Genomic DNA, 21562 nt, shown 5'->3' with positions numbered 1-21562 from the left:
AGTTAAAGTACTCGTAGCTAGGTGTTCAACTGCTCAGTAACACCAAAAAATGACGATAATAACGACATTTTCATCCAGGGATTTGGGTGTTTTATAGAAAAATAACCAATAAAAAGGGAATAAAACCTAGCAGTTTGACTTGCATCAAGCCTGAATTTTTTTCATAGAGCAAAATCGTGCCCAGCAAATCTATCCCTAAGGAGGCAGATGTGGATATTATCAAGACCGATGTGGCCATCATCGGTGCTGGCGGTACCGGCTTACGCGCCGCTATCGCTATAGCCGAATCACAGCCAGACCTGGACATCGCCCTGATTTCCAAGGTTTACCCGATGCGCAGCCACACGGTTGCTGCCGAAGGCGGCGCCGCCGGTGTCGTCCGTGATGACGACTCCCTCGAAAACCACTTCAACGACACCGTCTCCGGTGGTGACTGGCTGTGCGAGCAGGACGTAGTGGAATACTTCGTCAACAACGCGACCAAAGAGATGATCCAGCTGGAGCACTGGGGTTGCCCCTGGAGCCGCAAGCCGGATGGCAAAGCCAACGTGCGTCCGTTTGGTGGCATGAAGGTTCCCCGTACCTGGTTCGCCGCAGACAAGTCCGGTTTCCATATTCTGCACACCCTGTTCCAGACCTCCGTCAAATACCCGAGCATCAAGCGCTTCGACGAGCATTTCTGTCTTGATCTGATCGTGGACGACGGCCGCGTTCAGGGCGTACTGACCTTCGACATCCAGAACGGTATCACCCGCTTCATCCAGGCCAAATCCGTAATCGTGGCAACCGGCGGCGCTGGCCGTGTCTATCGCTACAACACCAACGGTGGCATCGTCACCGGCGACGGCATGGCACTGGCCTACCGTCACGGCGTACCGCTGCGTGATATGGAATTCGTCCAGTATCACCCGACCGGTCTGCCGGGCACCGGCATCCTGATGACCGAAGGTTGTCGTGGTGAGGGTGGCGTCCTGCTGAACAAGGATGGCTACCGCTACCTGCAAGACTACGGCTTGGGCCCGGAAACCCCGATCGGCCAGCCGAAGAGCAAATACATGGAGCTGGGTCCGCGCGACCGCGTTTCCCAGGCATTCTGGCAAGAGCAGCAGAAAGGCCGCGTCATTCAGGGCCCGATGGGCGATGTGGTTCACCTCGACCTGCGTCACCTTGGCGAGAAGTACCTGAAAGAGCGTCTGCCGTTCATCTGCGAACTGGCCAAAGCCTACGTCAACGTGGATCCGGCCAAAGAGCCTATCCCGGTACGTCCGACTGCCCACTACACCATGGGTGGTATCGAGACTGACAACAAGTGTGCCACCCGTCTGCCCGGCCTCTACGCCGCGGGCGAATGTGCCTCCGTCGGTCTGCACGGTGCCAACCGTCTGGGTTCCAACTCCCTGTCCGAGATCGTGGTATTCGGCAAGCTGGCCGGTGAGCAGGCAGGTGAATTTGCCAAGACTCAGAAGCATGGCAACACCGAAGCCCTGGCCGCCAAGGCCGAGGCGCTCATCAAGCAGCACCTCTCCCTGATGGACGTAGACGGTACCGAAAACCCGGCCGATATCCGCAACGAGCTGGGCATGTCCATGGAAGCCGGTGTCGGTATCTACCGTACCGAAGAGCTGATGCAGGGCACCATCGACAAGATCAACGAGCTGAAAGCCCGTTACAAGAAGGTCAAGATCAACGACAAGTCCTCTGTCTTCAACACCGATCTGCTGTACGCCATCGAACTGGGCTACATGCTGGACGTGGCTGAAGCCATGGCGCACTCCGCCATCAATCGTAAAGAGTCCCGCGGTTCCCACCAGCGTCTGGATGGTTACGAAGAGCGCGATGACGTGAACTTCCTCAAGCACACGCTCTCGTTCTACAAAAATGGCGAAACGCCCTCCATCGATTACTCCGATGTGAAGATCACTAAGTCCCAGCCGGCAAAACGCGTGTACGGCTCCGAGGGTGAGAAACAAGACGAGGCTAAGAAGAATGGCTGAGATGATTGAAATTGAGATCCTGCGCTACCGTCCGGAACAGGATAACGAGCCCTGGATGCAAACCTTCCAGGTGCCATACCAGAGAGAGATGTCTCTGCTGGACGCCCTGCAGTACATCAAGGATCACCTGGACTCTACCCTGAGCTTCCGCTGGTCCTGCCGGATGGCGATCTGCGGCTCTTGCGGCATGATGGTCAACGGTGTGCCCAAGCTGGGTTGCAAGGCGTTCCTGCGCGACTATCTGCCGGGCAAGATGACCGTCGAGCCGCTCAACAACTTCCCGATCGAGCGCGATCTGGTGGTCGACATGTCCGACTTCATCGAGAAGCTGGAGAGCATCAAGCCGTACATCATCCCGAGCGAGCCGCGCAGCCTGTGTGATGGCGAGTACATCCAGACTCCGGCCCAGATGGCGCAGTACAAGCAGTTCTCCCAGTGCATCAACTGTGGTCTCTGCTACGCAGCCTGCCCGCAGTACGGCATCAACAAGAAGTTCACCGGTCCGGCGGCACTGGCTCTGGCCTATCGCTACAACGTCGACAACCGTGATGCCGGCGCCAAAGAGCGTATGCGCATCATCAGCCAGGACGAAGGCGTCTGGGGCTGTACCTTCGTGGGCTACTGCTCCGAAGTGTGCCCGAAGGGCGTCGATCCGGCGGCGGCCATCCAGCTTGGCAAGGTCGAAAGCGCCAAGGACTACATGATCGCCATGTTCAAGCCAGATTGAGAGCAGGATTGAGACCATGAACAACACTGATAGCAAACGTAAACCTTACGTCCGCGAAATGAAGAAAGACTGGTGGCTGAAGAACGCCTTCTACACCGGTTACATGATCCGTGAAGGCACCAGTATCTTCGTCTCCATCTACGCCGTTGTGCTGATGTGGGGCCTGATGCGCCTGGTTCAGGGTCAGGAAGCGTTCAACGGCTGGCTGGAATCCCTGCAAAGCCCGATCGCCATCCTGTTCCATGTCGTCGCTCTGGCGGCGTGCCTGTTCCATGCCAAAACCTGGTTCGCCCTGGCGCCGAAAGCCATGCGTATCTTCCGTGGTGAAGACCTGGTACCGGAGAAGCCGATCGTTCTCGCCCAGTATGTGGCGCTGGCGGTGGTGTCCCTGCTTGTCCTGATCATCGTGGCCTGAGGAGAAAACAATGAGACGTTCTGACGAACCAATTTACTGGGGTCTGTTTGGTGCGGGGGGCATGGTCGTTGCCATGCTGCTGCCGGTCATTGTCCTCATCACCGGTCTGCTGGTGCCCATGGGCATCATGGACGTGGAAACCATGAGCTATGACCGCGTGCACGCGTTCGCCAGCTCCTGGTGGGGTGCCTGCATCCTGCTGGTGATCATCGCCCTGCCAGTCTGGCACGGCATGCACCGTATCTACCACGGTCTGCACGATCTGGGGATCCACACCACCAAGCTGCACCACTATGTGTTCTATGGCTTTGCCTTCCTGGTATCTGCCATTAGTGTCGGCCTGCTGATGGTGCTGGTACTCCAGTAATCACATCTGACTGATTGACCAAACCGGGCCTCGTGCCCGGTTTTTTTTGTCCCGCTATCCCGCCCCTGCTTTTTATTCACTCAAACAATTCGATAAAAACCAGATTATCGTCCAATCATATGGCGATCACAGTCACATAACCCCAATACATTCGTCATTTGTAGCAAACCATTTTGACCACCATCAATTTAGTGACATCCATATCAATTATAATTATTCAGATTAAATAATTATTCATATGGAGCTAGCTAATGACAGACAAAACACGCTCGGTGAGCATAGGCAGTTACCTGGCACTGGCCTTCGCCGTGGTCTTCTTCTCCGGACTGTTGCAATCCGGCGAGTGGTACGGGGTATTCGATTTCACCACGCTGAACGGTTCGTTCGGTACCATGATCCAGAGCGTCAGCGAGAATGGTGACGGCATCAAGACCGCCATGACCGACATGCGCGGCAAGGGGGGCAACGGGGCGAGAGACGGCTTTCTGTTCGCCCTGACCCTGATCCCCACCGTGATGTTCGCCCTCGGCATGATCAATGTGCTGGAACACTACGGCGCGCTGGAAGCGGCCCGCAAGTTACTGACCCCGCTGCTGCGCCCGCTGATGGGGATCCCGGGCAACACAGGTCTGGCGCTGATCGCCTCCCTGCAGAGTACCGATGCCGGTGCCGCCATGACTCGTCAGCTCAAGGATGAAGGGCTCATCACCAAGCGTGAAACCGACGTGTTCACCATGTTCCAGTTCTCCGCTGGCGCCACCATTGTCAACTTCTTCTCCTCCGGCGCCGTGCTGTTCACCCTGACGCTGGCAGATGGCAGCCCGGCGGTCAGCTCCTCCATCGGTCTGGCTGTCATCGTGATGTTCGCCTTCAAATTTGTCGGGGCCAACCTGTTCCGGGTCTACCTCAATATGAGCGAAGGCAAACAGACCGATAACAACACCCAGCAGACTCTCAACACTCAGGAGCAAGCCAAATGAGCCAGGCCAACATCAAGAAACCCATCGTCACCGATATCTTCGTCGAAGGGGCCAAGAAGGGCTGGGTCATCGCCACCACCTCCACCGTACCCAACGTACTGATGGCCTTCGTCATCATCAAGGCGCTGCAGATCACCGGTGCGCTGGATGCCATGGGCGCCATCTTCTCCCCTGTCATGGCCATCTTCGGGTTGCCCGGTGAGGCGGCAGCCGTGCTGATCGGCGCCTGGATGTCGATGGGTGGCGCGGTCGGCGTGGTCATTACCCTGTTCGATCAGGGGATCCTCAACGGCACTCACATCGCCATTCTGGCGCCAGCCATCTACCTGATGGGCTCCCAGGTGCAGTACATGGGCCGCATTCTCGGCTGCATCGGCACCGAAGGGCGTTACATCCCCATCATGGTCGCCATCTCGGTACTCAACGCCTTCGGCGCCATGTTGGTGATGAACATCCTTCTCTGACCCGAACCTGATAGTGGAGCAAGCAATGACTTTTTCTCTGGATCAATACCTGACCGAACTGGCCCCGCTGATCAATCTGGATTGCGGATCCCTGCACCAACCGGGCATTGCGGCAGTGGCCGACCTGATGGCCGCCAAATATGAGGCGATGGGCGGCTGGCAGATCAAACGGGTCGACTGTGGTGCCGCCGGGGTGGGACTGGAGATCCGCAACCAGCCTGATGCGGCGCAGATCGATGTAATGCTGATCGGCCATATGGATACCGTCTTCCCCCTCGGTACCGCCGCCGCCCGCCCGATGAGCATCGATGGTGAGCGCGCTTACGGTCCCGGTGTCTCCGACATGAAATCCGGCCTGCTCAACATCGTCTATGCCCTGCGTGCACTGCCCCGCGAGGTGCGCGATCGCCTGAGCATCTGCGTCTGCATGAACCCGGATGAGGAGATCGGCTCCCTGCACTCCAGCGACTGGCTGGCAACGGTGGCCAAACAGGCAAAACAGGTGCTGGTGGCCGAAGCAGCCCGAGCCGATGGCTCGCTGGTCAAGGCGCGCAAGGGGATGGCCCGTTATCGCATCGACTTCACCGGCAAGGCGGCTCACGCGGGCAACGAACCGCAGAAGGGGCGCAGCGCCATCACCGAGCTGGGCCACTGGATCCTGGCTATCAACGCCCTGACCAACTTCGAGAGCGGCACCACCCTCAACATCGGCATTGTCGAGGGGGGCAATGGCGCCAACATAGTGCCGGCACATGCGAGCGCCGTGGTGGATGTCCGTTTCTGGGACAATCAGGAGTACCACCAGATCGACGATCATCTGCTGACCCTGGCCGAGCGGCCGCATCTGGACGGTGTCACCATCCAGCTGACCCGCGAGGCCCACAAACCGGCCATGGTGCCGTCAGAGGGCACCCAGGGACTGATGCTGCTGGTGGAAGAGTGTGGCGCCGAACTGGGACTGCCGATCAGCTGGCAGGAGGTGGGTGGCGGCTCCGATGCCAACCTGACCGCCGCCCTCGGCATCCCCACTCTGGATGGTCTGGGCCCCATCGGCGCCGGTTTCCACAGTGACGAGGAGTATCTGGATCTGGCCAGCATTGCCCCGCGCATCGAGCTGCTGGTGAAGGTGCTGACCCGTCTGGCAGCTTGAGAGCCTCTCACGTAGAAAAGGGCCGGCCGGTTTGCACCGGCTGGCCCTCTGTTTATCTGCTCCCCAGAATGACAGCACCCCTTCGCTATTACTCCATCGGTGGCAAGAAGCGGCGCATCACCTCATCCGTATGCCCCCCTTCCTGAAATGCCACCAGCGACTGATTGAGGATGTTCACCAGCTGGTGGCCGCGGGGGGAACCCTTGCTCACCAGCAGATAAAATCCCTTGCGGCTGGGCAGGGCGAGATTGAGCAACCCGCTCTCGCTGCGGTAGATGCCAAGGCTGATGCCTGCCACCAGAGGTTCGATTTCGCTCGGCAGAAAGTCGCAGCGATCCCGCTCCAGCATATCGAGCGCCTGCTGCAACTGCTTGACCCGGCGTGGCTCCTGCGCAAGCCCGTAGGGTGTGTAGTTGTAGCCAATCACCCCGCACACCCGGGAACGATTGACCGTCTGCAGATCCGGCGGTTCGGGGTAGCGGCGCTTGAGATAGAAGAAACCGAGGTGGGTGTAGTAGAGGGGAACGCTGTAGAAGGCAAACTCGGCCCGCTCCGGCTTGTAGCTGGCATCCCAGGTCAGCTCGCACAGACCATTCTGGCGATAATCCGCCAGCTCCTGCTGGACCCGCGCCCAGGGCAGATAGCGGATCTGGTGCGAGAGCCCGCTCTGTTGCAGGGCATCGAGCACCAGCGTTGTCGCCGAACCGGTCAGGCGGCTGGTATCGGGCACCCCGTCCTTGCGCTCCCAGTAGGTAAAGGGGGCCCACTCGTTGCCCTCCCCCAGACAGATCTTCACTGCGGCTCTTGCCCCCATAGCGCGGGGGACAAGATGGCCATCGCCAATCCCGCCCACCATGTTGCCGCTCGTCTCATCTCCCGCTCCCGGACTGTGTATCCCTCTTGCAGCTTAGCCCAGAAGGGATAGAGCTCACTTTGCAGGGGGGCTTTCATGCCACAACGTCAGCAAATTGGCCGGAATGGCACCATAACGAAGCTGCGGGGTCTGGTGCCAGTCAGCCAGCTTTTGCAGGGCTTTCGCCAGATCCTGTGCAAGCGTGCGGGTCACTCTCACCCCGGCTTCCAGATAGAGGCTCTTGATCTCGAAGATCCCCTGCTGACGATGGGCCTTGGCATCCATCCTGCCCACCAGCTTGCCGCGATGGAGCAAGGGCAACACGAAGTAACCGTACTGACGCTTCGGCGCCGGGGTATAGCACTCGATGCGATAGTCAAAGTTGAACAGTTCACTGGCCCGTTTGCGATCCCACACCAGCGGGTCGAAAGGCGACAAGGCGGTGGTATGGGTTGCCTTGAGGGTGCCCGCCTGCGCCCTTGCCAGCTCATCGGCCAGCGAGGCGTGCACAAAAGCACCGTGCTGCCATCCCTCCACTCGTACCGGCAGCAGTTCCCCCTCGTCCGCCAGCTGATGGAGCAGGGCGTCATATTTGCCGCGCCGCAGCCGGTAGTAGTCCGCAACCCAGCCAGTTTTGACCAGCCCCAGCGCCCGGCAGCTGGCGCGCACCATATCCCGTTGGGCCTGCTCGACGCTTGGCAGATCCCGCTGGTCGCTCCACTCGGGGAGCACCCGTTCGGCGAGATCATAGACCCGCTGAAAGTTGCGCCGCTCCCGTACCATCAGCTGACCGCTGGTAAACAACACCTCCAGATGGCGCTTCTCCGGCTTCCAGTCCCACCAGCCATTGCCCTTGCCAGTTGTGCGTTCAAAGTCAGCCGCCCGCACCGGGCCGTGCTGGCGAATGCGTTCGATAAGCAGGTCGATCTCCTGCTGATGGGTAGCGAGCCAGTTGGCCGAAAACTTCCAGCCCATGGCGGCGGGGTCGAGCATCCGGTGGCGCAATAGCCGGTAATCCTCGCGGGGCACAAAACAGGCCTCGTGAGCCCAATATTCGAAGATCTCGCCGTCAGCCAGCAGTTGCTCCAGCCAACGCGGTTCATACTGGCCAAGCCGGCTAAAGAGCACCAGATAGGGGCTGCGCGCCACCACCGAGATGGTATCGATCTGCAGCAGCGCCATGCGGCGAATGGTGGCCAGCAGATCGGCCGGGGTCGCCTTGCTGCGACGGGGGGCAAGCAGCCCCTGCGCCGCCAGTTGCAGATGACGGGCATCTTGCAGTGACAAATGGGTAATCGACATCAACAACCGCTCCCTGGTATCTGACCATCGCACGCCCGGCGGATGGCCAACAAAAACGGGGGAGGTACCACGCTGGTATGCCTCCCCTCCCTGTGTGCCAGCGCCGCTATGAATGGACCGGGGGCAAGACCAGCTGATTGACCACCAGCATGATCTCTTGATAAGTGGCCTCTACCGTCTCGGGGGTCGGCTCCAGAATAAGGTCATCGGCATAGCCGTTGATGAGCGAGGTGATCTGGCGCGCCAGTCGCCGGGCATCGCCCGCCACAAACTCGCCGCTGTCGATCCCCTTTTGCAGGATCGGCTCCAGCACCTCGCGCCAGGCCAGAATGATTTTGCGGTAGCTCTCGGCAAATACCGGGTCGCGCAGCGACTCGTTCCAGGCATCCAGATAGATGGCCCAGGAGGCATCCTGACTGGTCGGCAGGTTGTCCCGCACAAAGAGCGGCAACGCTTCGCGGGCCGGCAGCGGCAACAGCCACTCCCGCTGCTCGGCGATCTCCTGATAGGTGAAACGCTCCACGGCGCAGAGGCAGAGCTCCTTCCAATCCTTGAAGTAGTGGTAGACGTGACTGCGCGCCAGACCGGTGCGCTCGGCAATATCACGGGTTGACGATGCCGCCATCCCCTTCTCTCGAAACAGGGCCAGTACGGCCTCGATGATCATCTCTTTGCGCTGTTCTGCTGATGGGCGTGCCATCTGACCTCCTGCGATATCAATCGATCTGCTTGACTTTGAGCAGTCGCTCAAACAAACTTTGAGCATTCGCTCAAACTAAGCGTTTCCGACATCTTAGGAGATAACCCATGACAACACCAACCACTTCGGCAGCCAGTTGCGACGAGCAGGCCACGCCGTTGCCACACTCGGCCGGTCGTTCGCTGGGGGCGATTGCACGGGCCAATCCCCTCAAGCTGGCGGGCACCTTCTCGCTGGTGGCCCTCGAAAACATCCTGCTGGTGGTCTATCCCATGTTCGCCGGCTTTGCCATCGACGCCATCGTCAAGGGTCAGTGGTGGCAGGCTTCAAGCTACGCCCTGATCGTGCTGCTGTTCTGGCTCATCGGCGCCCTGCGCCGGGCGGTAGATACCCGCACCTTTACCCATATCTATGCGGCACTGGCGGTGCCGGTGATCCTGACCCAGCGCCAGCAGCAGGAGGGGTAATCCACCATAGTGGCGCGGGTCACCCTGGCGCGGGAGTTTGTCGACTTTTTCGAGAAACATATCCCGATCCTGGCCACCAGCCTGATCTCCATCGTCGGGGCGGCCGTGATGCTGATGGTGATCGAGTTCTGGGTCGGCATCGCCTGCATGGGGATATTGCTGCTGTTCGGCCTGCTGCTGCCCGACTTTTCGCGCAAGAACCAGCTGCTGCACGAGCGGCTCAACGATCGGCTGGAACACGAGGTCAAACTGGTCACTCATGCCCAGTCAACCAGCCTCGCCCGCCACTACCGCGCGCTGGCCTGGCTCCGCATCCGGATTTCGGATCGGGAGGCACTCGCCTTTCTGGCGGTCGGCATCAGCGCCTCCCTGCTGTTCCTGCTGGCCATCACCATGCTGATGGCCCAACCCCAGGTCTCCGCAGGCCATGTCTATGCTGTGATGACCTACCTCTGGAACTTTGTCACCAGCCTGGATGAGGGGCCCGGTCTTGCCGATCAGCTGGCCCGGCTGAGAGACATAGGCCGCCGAGTCAACACCACCCAACCCGATGAAATGATTTGATATTTTGTATCTGTAACCGGAGTAGAAGATGAATCCGACCACCCTTTGCCAACGAGCGTTGACCATGTGCATCAGCTGTTTTTTCCTTGCCGCCTGCGGCCCCAAGATGAGCGACTTTGAGCCCAACACCAGCTACTGGTTCAAGGAGAAACCCGCAGAGGAGAGCGCTCCGCTGGCACAAGACATGAAGGTGGATATCGCCATCATAGGTGGTGGCTACAGCGGCCTCTCCAGCGCCTGGCATCTGGCCAAGGCCAATCCGTCGCTCAAGATCGCTATCTTCGAGGCCAAACAGGTGGGCAGCGGCGCCTCGGGCCGCAACGGCGGCATGGTGTTGCCGGGCTCCGAGGTGATGGACCTCTACGAAGAGGGGGAAGCGAGCAAGCGCCACTACGATCTCACCGTCGCCAGCATGCACAAGCTGCAGGCGCTGGTCGCCTCAACCGGCGTCGAGGCCAACCTCAAGCTCGATGGCTATGTAGAGGCAATCCTCGATGAGGAGGATATCGCCGAGTACCGCGACTATGTGAAAACCGCCAATCGCCTCGGCATCCCGCTCCAGTACTGGAACGCCGATACCACAGAGGAAAAACTCGGCACCGATCGCTACGTGGGGGCGGTCTACGACCCCAATGGCGGTCAGGTACACGCCATGAAACTGGTCAATGCCCTGCGCAAGGCGGTGGAGCAGGCGGGCGTCACCATCTACGAGCAGAGCCCGGTAATGGGGATCAAGGAGGGCAAGCAGATCGAGCTCAATGTGGCCGACAAGTACAAGGTGGCCGCCGACAGCATAGTGCTGGCGACCAACGGCTATACCTCAAAACTTGGCTACTTCAGCGGGCGAGTCTTTCCGGTGCACGCCCAGAGCGCCGTGACCGAGCCGCTCACCAAAAAACAGCTGGCCGCCATCCAGTGGCAGAGCCGGGTGCCCTACTACGACACCCGCAACATCTTGTTCCATCTGGTGTTGACCCCGGATAACCGCATCGTCATCGGCGGCGGCAATGCCGAGTACGTCTTCAACGACGGCCTCAACTACAAGGGCGATCTTAACCGGGTCAGCGAGATGATGATGACCGAGCTGGTGACCCTCTATCCGGCCCTCAAGGGGATCAAGTTTGAACAGGTGTGGGACGGGGTGCTCGGCATGACCGGCGACAGCACCGAAGCGGTGGGGGTAATGGGGGAGCACAAGAACATCTACTACGCCCTCGGCTACAACGGCCACGGCATCAACCTCTCCTTCCTGTTTGGCGACATCGTGGCCAGCCTCTATCAGGGCAAGGAGCATCCCTGGTTCAACCACGCAGAGCAGACGCTGCCAATGTGGCTGCCGCCAGAGCCGTTCAAGTCAATCGGCGTCAAATCTGCCCTGATGTACTACCAGTGGCAGGACAAGGGCTACAAGGAGTAGCGTCGGGCGAACCCGACGAGTAACAGACGAAGGCACGCCTCAGGGCGTGCCTTTCTGCAATACCGCCACATCTGCGTGGGGGAAGCTGAGTTCGGCCTGCCAGCTTGCGGCCAGCACCTGAAACGATGCCTCGGCAAAGAAGACAATGTGGGTCGGGTCGTGGCGATAGCGCCAGTTTTTAAACCGCTCGTCACCGAGCACCCGCTGGGTTTGCAGCACCAGCAGGCCACCGGGCTTGAGGCAGGCCCACAACCGATCCAACACGGCGCGCGGCTCGGCGATATGCTCGATCACCTCGGTACTGGTGATGAAGTCATACTGACGCGTCAGCAACTCGGGAAAATCGGCGTAGAACTTGTCATACCCCGCCATCTGGTAACCCGCCTCACGCCCCATCGCCACCAGCGCCGGGCCCGGGCCACAGCCAAAATCGAGACCACTGGCAGGTAGCGGCACCCGCGCCAGCACTTCGCCAAAAGCCCGCATCAAAAAAGTGCGATAACGGGGATCATCCACCCGATTGTCGTGACCGTCATAGACCGCCTTCTCCGCCGCCTCATCCAGATGATCCGCCTCATCCAGCCAGACCAGCTCGCACGCGAGGCAGCGATGATAGCGTTTGCCCGCCACCGGCAGGGGATAACTGCGATGGCTGGCACACAGGGGGCAGCTGACGGTGGATGACATGGCGGTTCCTCTTGGGGGCTTCCTGTTGGATAACAGCGGCGCAGATTGCCTGCCCGCTGGCTCGCTGACAACTTTTTTTGCTCCTTAAGGGTTTCTTAAGTTTGCCCTTTTACTCTCAAACCATCGCAAGAGAAGGAGTCACCCATGACCATCGAGATCCAGGCCCCCTACCGATTGCTGCTAGCCAAGTCCCCGCAGCAGGTCATGGCGCTGCAAACCTATATCCAGGCCGCCTACACCCTCGAGTTCAACGCCCGCATCCCCCATTTCCTCCCCTGTCTGCTGGGGCTATATCGGGCGGACGGGACGCTGGTCGGTGCCTGTGGTCTCAATCATGCCAGTGAGGGGCCTCTCTATCTGGAACAGTATCTGGAGCAACCCATCGAGGCCGCCATCAATACCCGCCTCGGGGTCTATCCGGCACGCAATCGCATTATCGAAGTGGGCAATCTGGCCTGCAGCGAGCCGGGCAATGCCCGACTGATGTTCGCAGCCCTGTGTCGTCTGCTGTGTGAAAACGCCCTCGACTACGTGGTCTTTACCGGCACTGCCAAGCTGCGCAACAGCTTTGCCCGCCTGCAACTCAATCCGGTGGAGCTGGCCCCCGCCCAGGCCCATCAGGTGGGAGCCGACGCCGACGCCTGGGGTGAGTACTACCGCTGCCAACCCAAGGTGATGGTGGGTGACATCAATCAGGGGCGCGAGGTGCTGGCCCAGCGCAGCCTGCTGCTCAATCTGCTGGCCCCCATGCCGACCCTGTTTGAGGATGCAGGCAAGTGCAGTGATAACCAGACCCATCAAAAAAGGTGCGCCCAATGAGCCTGTTCGACGCCATCGCCAAACATGCCCGCGAGAATCCGCAATCCCCTGCGCTACTGAGCGGCCAGCAGCGTCTCGATTACCAGACCCTGTGGCAACAGATCCAGCGTCTGGCCAGCCAGCTGCAACAGCTCGACATCAGCCGTCTGGCTCTGCAACTGGACAACGGCCTGCCCTGGGCGCTGCTGGATCTCGCCTGCTCCCGCGCCGGTATCGTTGTCATCCCGGTGCCCCACTTCTTCAGCCTTGAGCAGCAAGATTGGCTTCTGAAGAGCAGCGGCGCCGATGCGCTGGTGGGCCCATATCATCAGGGGTGGCATGCCGCCGAGCCGCTCTCGCTGATCACCGGCGAGCTGCCGCTCTGGCGCTATATCCCGGCCAATCGACCAGCGCTGCCCAAGGGCACTGCCAAGATCACCTACACCTCCGGTACCACGGGCCAGCCCAAGGGTGTCTGCCTGTCACTGACCCAGATGATGGCGGTGAGCCATGCGCTGGCCGAGCGAGTCGCGTCAGCCAAGGTGGAAAAACACCTCACCCTGCTGCCGCTGGCCACCCTGCTTGAAAACATCACCGGCCTCTACGTGCCGCTGCTGACCGGCGCTTGCAGCCGCATTCCGTCCCTCGGGGAGCTCGGTTTCACCGGCTCCAGTTCGCTCAATGCGGCCATGCTGGGGGAAGCCCTGCTGCGCTGGTCGACCCACAGTCTGGTGCTGGTGCCCGAACTGCTGCGCCTGCTGCTGGCGCTCTGCACCAGCACACCGACGCTGGCCCAACAGCTCAAGAGCCTGCGCTTTATTGCCGTCGGTGGCGGCAAGGTGGCCCCCGACCTGATCAAACATGCCCGCCAGCTCGGCCTGCCGGTGTATGAGGGATATGGCCTCTCGGAGTGTGGCTCCGTGGTGGCGCTGAACAGCCCGGATGCTGACAAGCCCGGCAGCGTCGGCCGCCCCCTGCCCCACTGTCAGGTCACCATCGCCAGCGACGGCGAAATTATGGTGAGCGGCAGTGCCATGCTGGGTTATCTCGGCAGCAACGAACCGACTCCCGAACAGATCGCCACCGGCGATCTGGGTCATCTCGATAATGAGGGCTACCTCCATATCACCGGGCGCAAGAAGAATGTCCAGATCACTGCTTTTGGCCGCAACTTCTCACCGGAGTGGGTGGAAGCCGAGGCCCAGCTCTGCCCCGCCATCGCCCGCATCGTGGTGTTTGGCGATGGTCAGCCTGCCAACGTGGCGCTGATCCAGCCCCTGCCGGGGAAAGAGGCGGATCTGCCACGCCAGATCGCAGGTCTGAACCAGCGGCTGCCCGATTATGCCCGGCTGCACCACTGGTTGCCGGTGGCGCTGGATCAACATCCCGGGCTGCTGACCGCCAACGGGCGCCCCCGTCGCAACGAGATTTACCAACACTTTTCCCGGCAAATCAGCCAATGCCTTACAGGAGAATCGTCATGAGCTTCTACCAGACTCTGCAACAAGCCACAGCTCAGGAGCGTGAGCATCTGTTCAACGCCCCCATTATCGAAGCCTGTCGCCGTGGCGATATCAGCCGTGACACCTATCTCGCCTTTCTGGCGCAGGCTTACTACCACGTGCGCCACACAGTTCCGCTGCTGATGGCCACCGGCGGCAAGCTGGGTCAGGAGTACGAGTGGGTGCGTGGCGCCATTGCCGAGTACATCGACGAGGAGTATGGCCATCAGGAGTGGATCTTAAGCGATATCCGCGCCTGTGGCGGTGATGCCGAGGCAGTGCGCCACGGCCAGCCCGGGCTGCCCATCGAGCTGATGGTCGCCTTCCTCTACGACCAGATCCAGCGCGGCAACCCCATGGGCTTCTTCGGCATGGTGCAGGTACTGGAAGGCACCAGCGTCGCCATCGCCCTCACCGTCGCCGACCAGCTGAAAAAGGGCCTCGGCCTGCCACCCCAGGCGATGAGTTACCTGAGCTCCCACGGCGCCCTGGATCAGGAGCACCTCAAGTTCTTTGAATCCCTGATGGATCGGGTCGAGAGTCCGGCGGATCAGGCCGCCATCATCCACGGGGCCAAGGTGGTTTATCGCCTCTATGGCGAGATGCTCTACAACCTCACCGCCACACCGTAAGTCGGCAGCAGACAGCAAAAAGGGAATCCATACCATGAACCTTGAAGGGAAACTCGTGCTGCTCACCGGCGCCAGCGGTGGCATAGGTGAAGAGCTGGCGCAGGAGCTGGCGGCCCAGGGGGCACACCTGCTGTTGCACGGTCGTCGCGGCCCGGCACTGGAGCGGCTGTGCAAGTCACTGCCCCACCCCGAGCGCCATCAGGTGGTGCTCGCCGACCTCGGCTCTGCGCAGGAGCGGGCCAAGCTGTTGCAACACCCTGCGCTGGAGGACGGGATCGACATCCTGATCAACAACGCTGGCTGCAACCAGTTTGCCTGGCTGGAAGATCAGAGCTTTGAGCAGGTGGAGCGCCAACTGCTGCTCAATATCGAGGCGCCCATCCAGCTCACCCGTGCCCTGCTGCCAACCATGCGCAAGCCGGGGATCATCATGAACATGGGGTCGAGCCTGGGCAGCATCGGCTACCCCGGTTACAGCGTCTACTGCGCCAGCAAATTTGCCCTGCGCGGCTTTAGCGAAGCGCTGGGACGGGAGCTGGAGGGCAGCGGCATCAAAGTGCTGCATTTTGCCCCCCGCGCCACCCGCACCAAGCTCAACTCCGAGGCCGCTTACGAGATGAATGCAGCGCTCGGCACTCAGACCGACAGCCCGCAGGAGGTGGCCGAAGAGGCGGTCATCGCCCTGTGCAACGAAACCCGCCGCAGCTGGCTCGGCTGGCCGGAAAAACTGTTCGTGCGGCTCAATGCCCTGCTGCCCGGCATCGTCGACAAGGCGCTGACCAGACAGCTGCCGATCATCAAACGTTATGCCCGTCATCTTCAGCCAGGGATGGCTGATGCCGGCGCAAATAGTGCGCCACAACCAGACTTGTCCCGCCCGATCCCGACCAAGAAGGAGCATTAATATGAACTTTTTCCGTCAATCAGTGACCTCTTGTGCCATCGCCATCCTGCTGGGATCCACCTCAGTCATGGCCGCGAATGATGCCCTCGTCCCCATCCAGCAACAGTGGGCCGTCTGCCAGTATCAACAGAGCGGCAAGGCGAAAGAGAGCTGCCTCGAAACCTTGAGCACCCAGGCCGAAGCGGCCAGCGCCAAGGAACCCTTTCGCGCCGATCTGCTCATCTGGTCGGCCATCGTCAAGAGCACCTGGGCGGGGGCCAAAGGGGGGCTGGGGGCACTGGGTCTGGTGAAAGAGGCCAAAGCCAAGCTGGAGCTGGCGCTCAAGCAGGATCCCAAGGCGCTGGACGGCTCTGCCTACACCAGTCTGGGCTCCCTCTACTATCAGGTGCCCGGCTGGCCGGTCGGCTTTGGCGATGACGAAAAGGCAGAGCAGCTGCTCAAGCAGGCGCTGGCCATCAATCCGGATGGCATCGACCCCAACTTCTTCTATGGCGACTTCCTGCTGGATCAGGGTCGCAAGGCCGAGGCCAAAACCTATCTCGACAAGGCGCTGGCCGCCCCGGCCCGCCCGGGCCGCGAAGTGGCCGACGAAGGGCGCAGAATGGAGATCCGTGATCGGCTGGCCAAGCTATAAAATCCTGATGGATCAAAGAACTATTTAAACTCTGCCCACCAGCTTGCATACTGGTTGGCAGGGTTGTTTATGCCACGGCACGCCCTGGCGCTGAGCCAGATCGCGCCCCCCAACAAACAGGGAGAAATGAATGCGGATCCTGCTGGTAGAAGATGATGTGATGCTGGGGGATGGTATGCAGGATGCACTGCGCCATAGCGGCTATACGGTGGACTGGCTGCAACAGGGGTTGCCCGCTCTGGCAGCCCTCAAGAGCGACGAGTTCGCCGCCCTGATCCTCGATCTCAACCTGCCCGACATCGATGGCCTCAGCCTGCTGCGCAAGTTGCGGCGTGAAGGACACCAGCTGCCGGTGCTGATCCTCACCGCCCGCGATGCGCTGGACGATCGGGTGGTCGGCCTTGATGCCGGCTCCGACGACTACATGGTCAAGCCCTTCGCCCTGCAGGAGCTCAACGCCCGCCTGCGCGCCCTGGTTCGTCGCAGCAAGGGGCAGGCTCAGGCGGTGCTGGAGTATGGCGATATCCTTATCTATCCCGAATCCCAGCAGGTCACCTATCAGGGGGAGGCGGTCAAACTCACCCCCCATGAATACAAGTTGCTGCAGGAGCTGATCAGCCAGAGCGGCCGGGTGTTGAGCAAGGATCAGCTGCAACAGAGCCTCTACGGCTGGGATGAAGGGGCCGAGAGCAACGCGGTAGAGGTGCATATCCACCATCTGCGCAAGAAGTTCTACAGCGACCTCATCCGCAATATTCGCGGGGTCGGCTACATCATTCCCCAGCTCGAACAGCCAAGCCGGACACCCGCACGATGAAACGCCCCCGCTCCATTCGCCGCTTTCTGCTCACCGGTATCCTGACGCTGGTGAGCCTGAGTCTCACCATCAGCGCCTTTATCGGCTACATGGAGGCGAGCCACGAAATGGAGGAGCTGTTTGATGCCCGCCTCGCCCAGTCGGCCCGCATCACCAATCAGCTGCTGGCTCGCTACATGGCCCAGCAGGGGCAACTGCCCGCCAACGGCACCGTCTATCAGGAGTGGGAGGCGCAAAATCCCGATGAGTGGCAAAAAGACCCCAGCCTCAACCTGACCGGCGAGGATCGGGAGATCACCCCCTACGGCCACGAGTTCGAACGCAATCTCTACTTCCAGCTGCTCGATGAAAAGGGCGGCTTGCTGCTGCGCGCCCCCAGCGCCCCGGATCAGCCGCTGGTCACCCTGGCCATCGGCTTCGACACGGTCGAAAAAGATAATCACCAGTGGCGCACCTTCACCCTCTACAACCAGCAGGAGCAGACCTGGCTGGTGGTGGCCGAGCGGGACGACGAGCGCAGCGAACTGGCCAGCAAGATGGCCACCCTCACCATGCTGCCGCTGCTGATCACCCTGCCCTTCCTGCTGGCCCTGCTCTGGTGGCTCATCACCCGCGGGCTGGCCCCCCTTCGTCAGCTGGCCCAGGCCATCAGCGAACGTCACCCAGCCAACCTGAGCCCCCTCAGCCTCAAGATAAGCGCTCAGGAGCTGACCCCCCTCACCAACGAGATCAACCGGCTGATGCAGGCGCTGGCGGAGACCATAGAGCGGGAGAAACAGTTCACCAACGAGGCAGCCCACGAGCTGCGCACCCCGCTGGCGGTGCTGCGCATTCACAGTGAAAATGCCCTTGCGGCCATTGATGACGCCAGCCGCCAGCAATCCCTGCACAAGATGCTGCAGGCCCTCGATCGCAGCGATCGGCTGATCCGCCAACTGCTGACCCAGGCCCGTATCGACAACCAGCAGGGACTGGTACTGACCGAACTGGAGGTGGGCCACCTGCTGCAAGGCACCCTGGCAACGCTGGCTCCCATCGCTCTCAAGAAGGATCAGCAACTGTCGCTGGAGTGTGAATTGCCGCTGTTGGTGATGGGACAGGCCACCCTGCTCGAGCTGCTGTTCAGCAACCTGATCGACAATGCGCTGCGCTACACCCAGCCAGAGGGCGAGATCAGGGTGCGGGTTCAACGAGAGGGCAACCGGGTGAGGGTGGATGTGAGCGACAACGGCCCCGGCATTCCCGCCAGCGCCTTGCCCCGGCTGTATGAACGCTTCTTTCGGGTCAATCCCCAGCAGGGGGATGGCGTGGGTCTCGGCATGGCCATCGTCTCGCGTATCGCCCAGTTGCACGGCGCCGACCTCGATGTCCACAACCGACCGGAAGGGGGGCTGGAGGTGAGCGTCTGGCTACCGACCCACACCCACTCCCAGCCCTGATCCGAAAATGACAACGCCTCCAGAGGGAGGCGTTGTTTATAGATAATTAGCACGCTGACGCTACGCGACTTGTCGCCGCGCCATCCCCGGCAGATCAGGCAAGCAGTGCATCCAGACCTGCCGTCACCGCCTCCATGCGATGCCCGCCAGAGTGTTCAATCACATAACGCTTGCCCACCTGGGAAGAGGCATCCAGCCCGAACACACCGTGCTCCACCTTCTGGCTCAGCGGATCCCCGCTGGTGTTGACGTGGGTGACATTGGCATCGCCCAGCTTGTGAGCGAGGCGATCCCGCAACCCAACATGCAGCCCCATGCTGTTGAACGCCGTGACCTTGAGCCCGTGCTTGATGCCGGCATATTGCGCCAGACCGCCCCCCAATGAGTGGCCCAGCACCTCGACCTTGCCGCCATACTGCTGGGCAAAGGCCTTGACCAGCCGGTCGGCATCTTGAAACGCGCTGTCCTTGATGCCAAGGGCCGCGCCAGCATCGCTCTTCAGGGTGCCGGGGCGTTTGGCAGGCTGAGTGCCCACAAACGAGAGCACCATGGTATCGCCACGCTTGTAAACGGCGACCTTGAGCGCAGACCAGGCATCACCTGTCAGGATAAAGGGGTCATTCTCGTTCTTGCCAGGAGTGACATGAAGTGTCAGGGCACTCCCGGTGCCACCGGAACCATCTTCACGGCGGGCTAATATCGAAGGGGGAATATCTGCCAGCGTGGCGTGACTGTAGCCTGCCGGCATATCCCGATAACTGCTGGAGCAGCTGACCCGCGCCAGCTGGGCCGCATCCATCACCGCTCTCGCCCCCTCGGCAGTCAGTGGTTCCTGCTGCGCCTTCGCCACGAAGGCCGGTTTGATGATCCCCTTGGCGGCACTCAAGGCCTGCTGTGAGCCCTGTTGCAACCGCTCTGACATACCGAGCGGCAGATGGGAGGCCCCCTTCATCACGCTACCCGCCAACCCCAGAGAGGAGGAGGCCACCAGACGCGCCGCTGACTCGCCAAGGTTTTTCACCCCGGCCACCCCGGCCGTCACCGCACCGCTGGCCACGCTGCTGACACCACCGGTGATATTGGCCAGCCCTTTGATGATGGCGCCCGTCCAGTAACGGGCTTTGCCCTTGGCACTCTGGGCATGGGAATCATGGCCGCCCTGGATGGCGATGCCAATCTTGCGAGCCGGGGCACTGAGGGTCAACCACTTGAGCGAGGTATTCAAGACCTTGCCCGGCTGAACCCGGGAGCCGAAGCCGAGACTGGTATAGTGAGAGGCCAGATTGTGATGAACCGAGTGCTGGCGCGATGAGGATTGCACCTCGCCATGCTCATGAGAGGCCACAGCGCTAGCACGCTGGGGTTGTCCAATGCTTTGAATAGACATCTTCTACTCCTGATTAATACCAATGACGATCCATTAACACGGGATCATGACGCCAGATAACGGGGAGGGAATGGCAGCTGTCTCCTGCCGGGCGTTCAACGCCTGCAATTGCGTCTGCAAGGTGACGCCGAGATCAAGAAATTCACCCAAGGTTTGCATGAACAGGGTTTTATCGAGCATCTCGATGAGAGAGGAAAAGGTCAGCACCAGATGATTGCTGCGACTGTCCAGACTGATCTGACTTCCCCCCGTGGCCAAACCAAACATGTTCAGCTCAAGGGCCGAGCGGGTCAGCTGCAACTGACTGGCCGCATCGTCAGGCAGACGCAGCAAGGGGATATAGAGGTAGCATGCCTGCAGATTATCGTTATCGGGCACTTCGACCAGACACTCGCCATCCAGACCGAATGGCACACGGCAGTGGCCATCGCTGTCCAGACTCAAGGCTACGCCCTGCTGTTCGCCCGCGAGCAATAGCCATTCAGATACGATTTGTTGATAGGGTTTCACTATGATGCACTCCACGCTCAAGCCCTTGCTGGCGAACGAGCTCGCACGCTTCAGGGTATGGTGGAGATGCTACCTCTGGCAGAGGCGCGGGGATTTAGCTGTGAAACGGCGTTTTTTAGATTCACGCCGAAATTGCCCCTAACGGCAGGCGGGCTGTACGGTAAAGGTTCGACTGGCATCCACCGGGCCCAGCTCCGCCAGCAGACGGCGGCCCAGCAGCACCGGATAGATCATCTTGCTGCGATCCCGCAGGGTGAACCACTCCTCATACACCTTGTCCCCCAGACAGATGGACATGGTCACCGTTGGCCGCTGCTCCATGCCGCCCGCCCCGCGCACCGTCACGCTGCGCTCGACCCGCCGCTCGAACTGCTGTTTGACCAGCTTGCCGCTGTCGGCATCGGTCACCACCAGCATGAAGCGCACCCAGGGCTTGCCATCCCGTTTGAATCTGGTGATGGCGCGTGCATCGAGGGAAGAGGTGAGCGCACCGGTGTCGAGTTTCATCTTCACCGCCACGCCGGTAGGCAAAATAAGCCCCTTCTCGATCCAGCCATAGCTGGTCGGGGTCTCTGCCAGCGCACTGCCACACAGTGCCAGCATCAGGGTGATCCCCACCATCATCTTGCCCATTTTACTGCCCTGCCTTGTCAATCCTGCGCCCAGATCTACCACAGTCCCATTGTGGGTCAATCCGATTTATTTCAGCTACTTGGATAATATCTGGCGGGTCAGGAGAGAGACGACAAAGAGTGGCCGAACGGCGGCCCAAGCGGGCGGGAATATCGTAGGAGAGCAAGGCACCGAACGGTGCTGGATGAAACTGGTGGTTAACCTCAGGTTGTGACGCCA

General features: G+C 60.6%; 22 protein-coding genes and 1 pseudogene. 16 read left to right on the top strand and 7 right to left on the bottom strand.

Annotated features, from left to right (window positions below; genetic code table 11):
- The first annotated feature begins 209 nt into the window (after positions 1-209).
- The 7 genes from frdA (at position 210) to ACTG27_RS00190 (ending at position 6097) form a co-directional block, all read left to right on the top strand.
- Positions 210-1994 (top strand): fumarate reductase (quinol) flavoprotein subunit, encoded by a 1785-nt coding sequence (frdA, locus tag ACTG27_RS00220; protein WP_005335056.1) that lies wholly within the window; start codon positions 210-212, stop codon positions 1992-1994.
- Positions 1987-2721 (top strand): succinate dehydrogenase/fumarate reductase iron-sulfur subunit, encoded by a 735-nt coding sequence (locus tag ACTG27_RS00215; protein ID WP_005335057.1) that lies wholly within the window; start codon positions 1987-1989, stop codon positions 2719-2721. Before frdA ends, ACTG27_RS00215 begins: the two co-directional genes overlap by 8 nt.
- Before the next feature lie 16 nt (positions 2722-2737).
- On the top strand, positions 2738-3136 hold the full coding sequence (locus ACTG27_RS00210) for a hypothetical protein (protein WP_005335058.1): 399 nt from the start codon (positions 2738-2740) through the stop codon (positions 3134-3136).
- Between the two features lie 10 nt (positions 3137-3146).
- Positions 3147-3503 carry a fumarate reductase subunit FrdD gene (frdD, locus tag ACTG27_RS00205; protein WP_005335059.1) on the top strand — a complete coding sequence of 119 codons (357 nt, stop codon included), beginning with the start codon at positions 3147-3149 and terminating at the stop codon, positions 3501-3503.
- A gap of 251 nt (positions 3504-3754) precedes the next feature.
- A complete protein-coding gene (locus ACTG27_RS00200) occupies positions 3755-4483 on the top strand; it encodes a nucleoside recognition domain-containing protein (RefSeq protein ID WP_439978860.1) in 729 nt (242 codons plus the stop codon).
- Complete coding sequence (locus ACTG27_RS00195; RefSeq protein WP_005335063.1) at positions 4480-4947, top strand: YjiG family protein; 468 nt, start codon at positions 4480-4482, stop codon at positions 4945-4947. Before ACTG27_RS00200 ends, ACTG27_RS00195 begins: the two co-directional genes overlap by 4 nt.
- Positions 4948-4972: 25 nt before the next feature.
- Positions 4973-6097, top strand: coding sequence for a M20 family metallopeptidase (locus ACTG27_RS00190; protein WP_439978859.1), 1125 nt, complete (start codon positions 4973-4975; stop codon positions 6095-6097).
- An 88-nt stretch (positions 6098-6185) separates the two neighbouring features.
- Here ACTG27_RS00190 and ACTG27_RS00185 read toward each other — a convergent pair whose 3' ends face one another.
- From ACTG27_RS00185 to ACTG27_RS00175, 3 genes are all read right to left on the bottom strand, one after another.
- Positions 6186-6953 carry a substrate-binding periplasmic protein gene (locus ACTG27_RS00185; RefSeq protein ID WP_439978858.1) on the bottom strand — a complete coding sequence of 256 codons (768 nt, stop codon included), beginning with the start codon at positions 6951-6953 and terminating at the stop codon, positions 6186-6188.
- A gap of 72 nt (positions 6954-7025) precedes the next feature.
- Complete coding sequence (locus ACTG27_RS00180; protein WP_149152360.1) at positions 7026-8252, bottom strand: winged helix-turn-helix domain-containing protein; 1227 nt, start codon at positions 8250-8252, stop codon at positions 7026-7028.
- A gap of 106 nt (positions 8253-8358) precedes the next feature.
- Positions 8359-8952, bottom strand: a complete 594-nt coding sequence (locus ACTG27_RS00175) for a TetR/AcrR family transcriptional regulator (protein WP_439978857.1) — start codon at positions 8950-8952, stop codon at positions 8359-8361.
- 107 nt (positions 8953-9059) lie between these two features.
- Between ACTG27_RS00175 and ACTG27_RS00170 the strand changes: the two are divergent.
- Together ACTG27_RS00170 and ACTG27_RS00165 are read left to right on the top strand one after the other, a co-directional pair.
- Positions 9060-9983 (top strand): annotated as a pseudogene (locus tag ACTG27_RS00170) (ABC transporter six-transmembrane domain-containing protein).
- A 28-nt stretch (positions 9984-10011) separates the two neighbouring features.
- On the top strand, positions 10012-11400 hold the full coding sequence (locus tag ACTG27_RS00165; RefSeq protein WP_439978856.1) for an NAD(P)/FAD-dependent oxidoreductase: 1389 nt from the start codon (positions 10012-10014) through the stop codon (positions 11398-11400).
- A 39-nt stretch (positions 11401-11439) separates the two neighbouring features.
- Here ACTG27_RS00165 and ACTG27_RS00160 read toward each other — a convergent pair whose 3' ends face one another.
- A complete protein-coding gene (locus ACTG27_RS00160) occupies positions 11440-12087 on the bottom strand; it encodes a class I SAM-dependent methyltransferase (protein ID WP_236302778.1) in 648 nt (215 codons plus the stop codon).
- A gap of 144 nt (positions 12088-12231) precedes the next feature.
- On the opposite strand from ACTG27_RS00160, the gene ACTG27_RS00155 reads away from it, so the two are divergent.
- From ACTG27_RS00155 to ACTG27_RS00125, 7 genes are all read left to right on the top strand, one after another.
- On the top strand, positions 12232-12906 hold the full coding sequence (locus tag ACTG27_RS00155; RefSeq protein WP_236289695.1) for a thermostable hemolysin: 675 nt from the start codon (positions 12232-12234) through the stop codon (positions 12904-12906).
- Complete coding sequence (locus tag ACTG27_RS00150) at positions 12903-14369, top strand: AMP-dependent synthetase/ligase (protein ID WP_279488259.1); 1467 nt, start codon at positions 12903-12905, stop codon at positions 14367-14369. The genes ACTG27_RS00155 and ACTG27_RS00150 overlap by 4 nt, the downstream gene beginning before the upstream one ends.
- Entirely contained in the window at positions 14366-15019 is a 654-nt protein-coding gene (locus tag ACTG27_RS00145) for a TenA family transcriptional regulator (protein WP_021229767.1), read from the top strand. Before ACTG27_RS00150 ends, ACTG27_RS00145 begins: the two co-directional genes overlap by 4 nt.
- Positions 15020-15053: 34 nt before the next feature.
- Entirely contained in the window at positions 15054-15923 is an 870-nt protein-coding gene (locus ACTG27_RS00140) for an SDR family oxidoreductase (protein ID WP_213386604.1), read from the top strand.
- Position 15924: 1 nt separating this feature from the next.
- Positions 15925-16557: a tetratricopeptide repeat protein gene (locus tag ACTG27_RS00135; protein ID WP_005362314.1), complete on the top strand. Its 633-nt coding sequence runs from the start codon at positions 15925-15927 to the stop codon at positions 16555-16557.
- A 130-nt stretch (positions 16558-16687) separates the two neighbouring features.
- Positions 16688-17374, top strand: a complete 687-nt coding sequence (locus ACTG27_RS00130) for a response regulator (protein WP_005335091.1) — start codon at positions 16688-16690, stop codon at positions 17372-17374.
- Positions 17371-18813, top strand: coding sequence for an ATP-binding protein (locus ACTG27_RS00125; protein WP_439978855.1), 1443 nt, complete (start codon positions 17371-17373; stop codon positions 18811-18813). The genes ACTG27_RS00130 and ACTG27_RS00125 overlap by 4 nt, the downstream gene beginning before the upstream one ends.
- A 94-nt stretch (positions 18814-18907) precedes the next feature.
- Here the strand turns inward: ACTG27_RS00125 and ACTG27_RS00120 are convergent, their stop codons facing one another.
- From ACTG27_RS00120 to rloA3, 3 genes are all read right to left on the bottom strand, one after another.
- Positions 18908-20200, bottom strand: coding sequence for a phospholipase (locus tag ACTG27_RS00120; RefSeq protein WP_439978854.1), 1293 nt, complete (start codon positions 20198-20200; stop codon positions 18908-18910).
- Between the two features lie 33 nt (positions 20201-20233).
- Positions 20234-20710: a CesT family type III secretion system chaperone gene (locus ACTG27_RS00115; protein ID WP_439978853.1), complete on the bottom strand. Its 477-nt coding sequence runs from the start codon at positions 20708-20710 to the stop codon at positions 20234-20236.
- A gap of 138 nt (positions 20711-20848) precedes the next feature.
- On the bottom strand, positions 20849-21343 hold the full coding sequence (gene rloA3 / locus ACTG27_RS00110; protein ID WP_193860164.1) for a retropepsin-like aspartic peptidase RloA3: 495 nt from the start codon (positions 21341-21343) through the stop codon (positions 20849-20851).
- Positions 21344-21562: the final 219 nt, after the last annotated feature.

The sequence above is a fragment of the Aeromonas sp. 97A genome, assembly GCF_051919185.1.
In the GTDB taxonomy this organism is placed as follows: Bacteria; Pseudomonadota; Gammaproteobacteria; order Enterobacterales; family Aeromonadaceae; genus Aeromonas; species Aeromonas veronii.
Note: the sequence above shows the minus strand (reverse complement) of the source record. Positions and strands in the feature narration are given on the sequence as shown.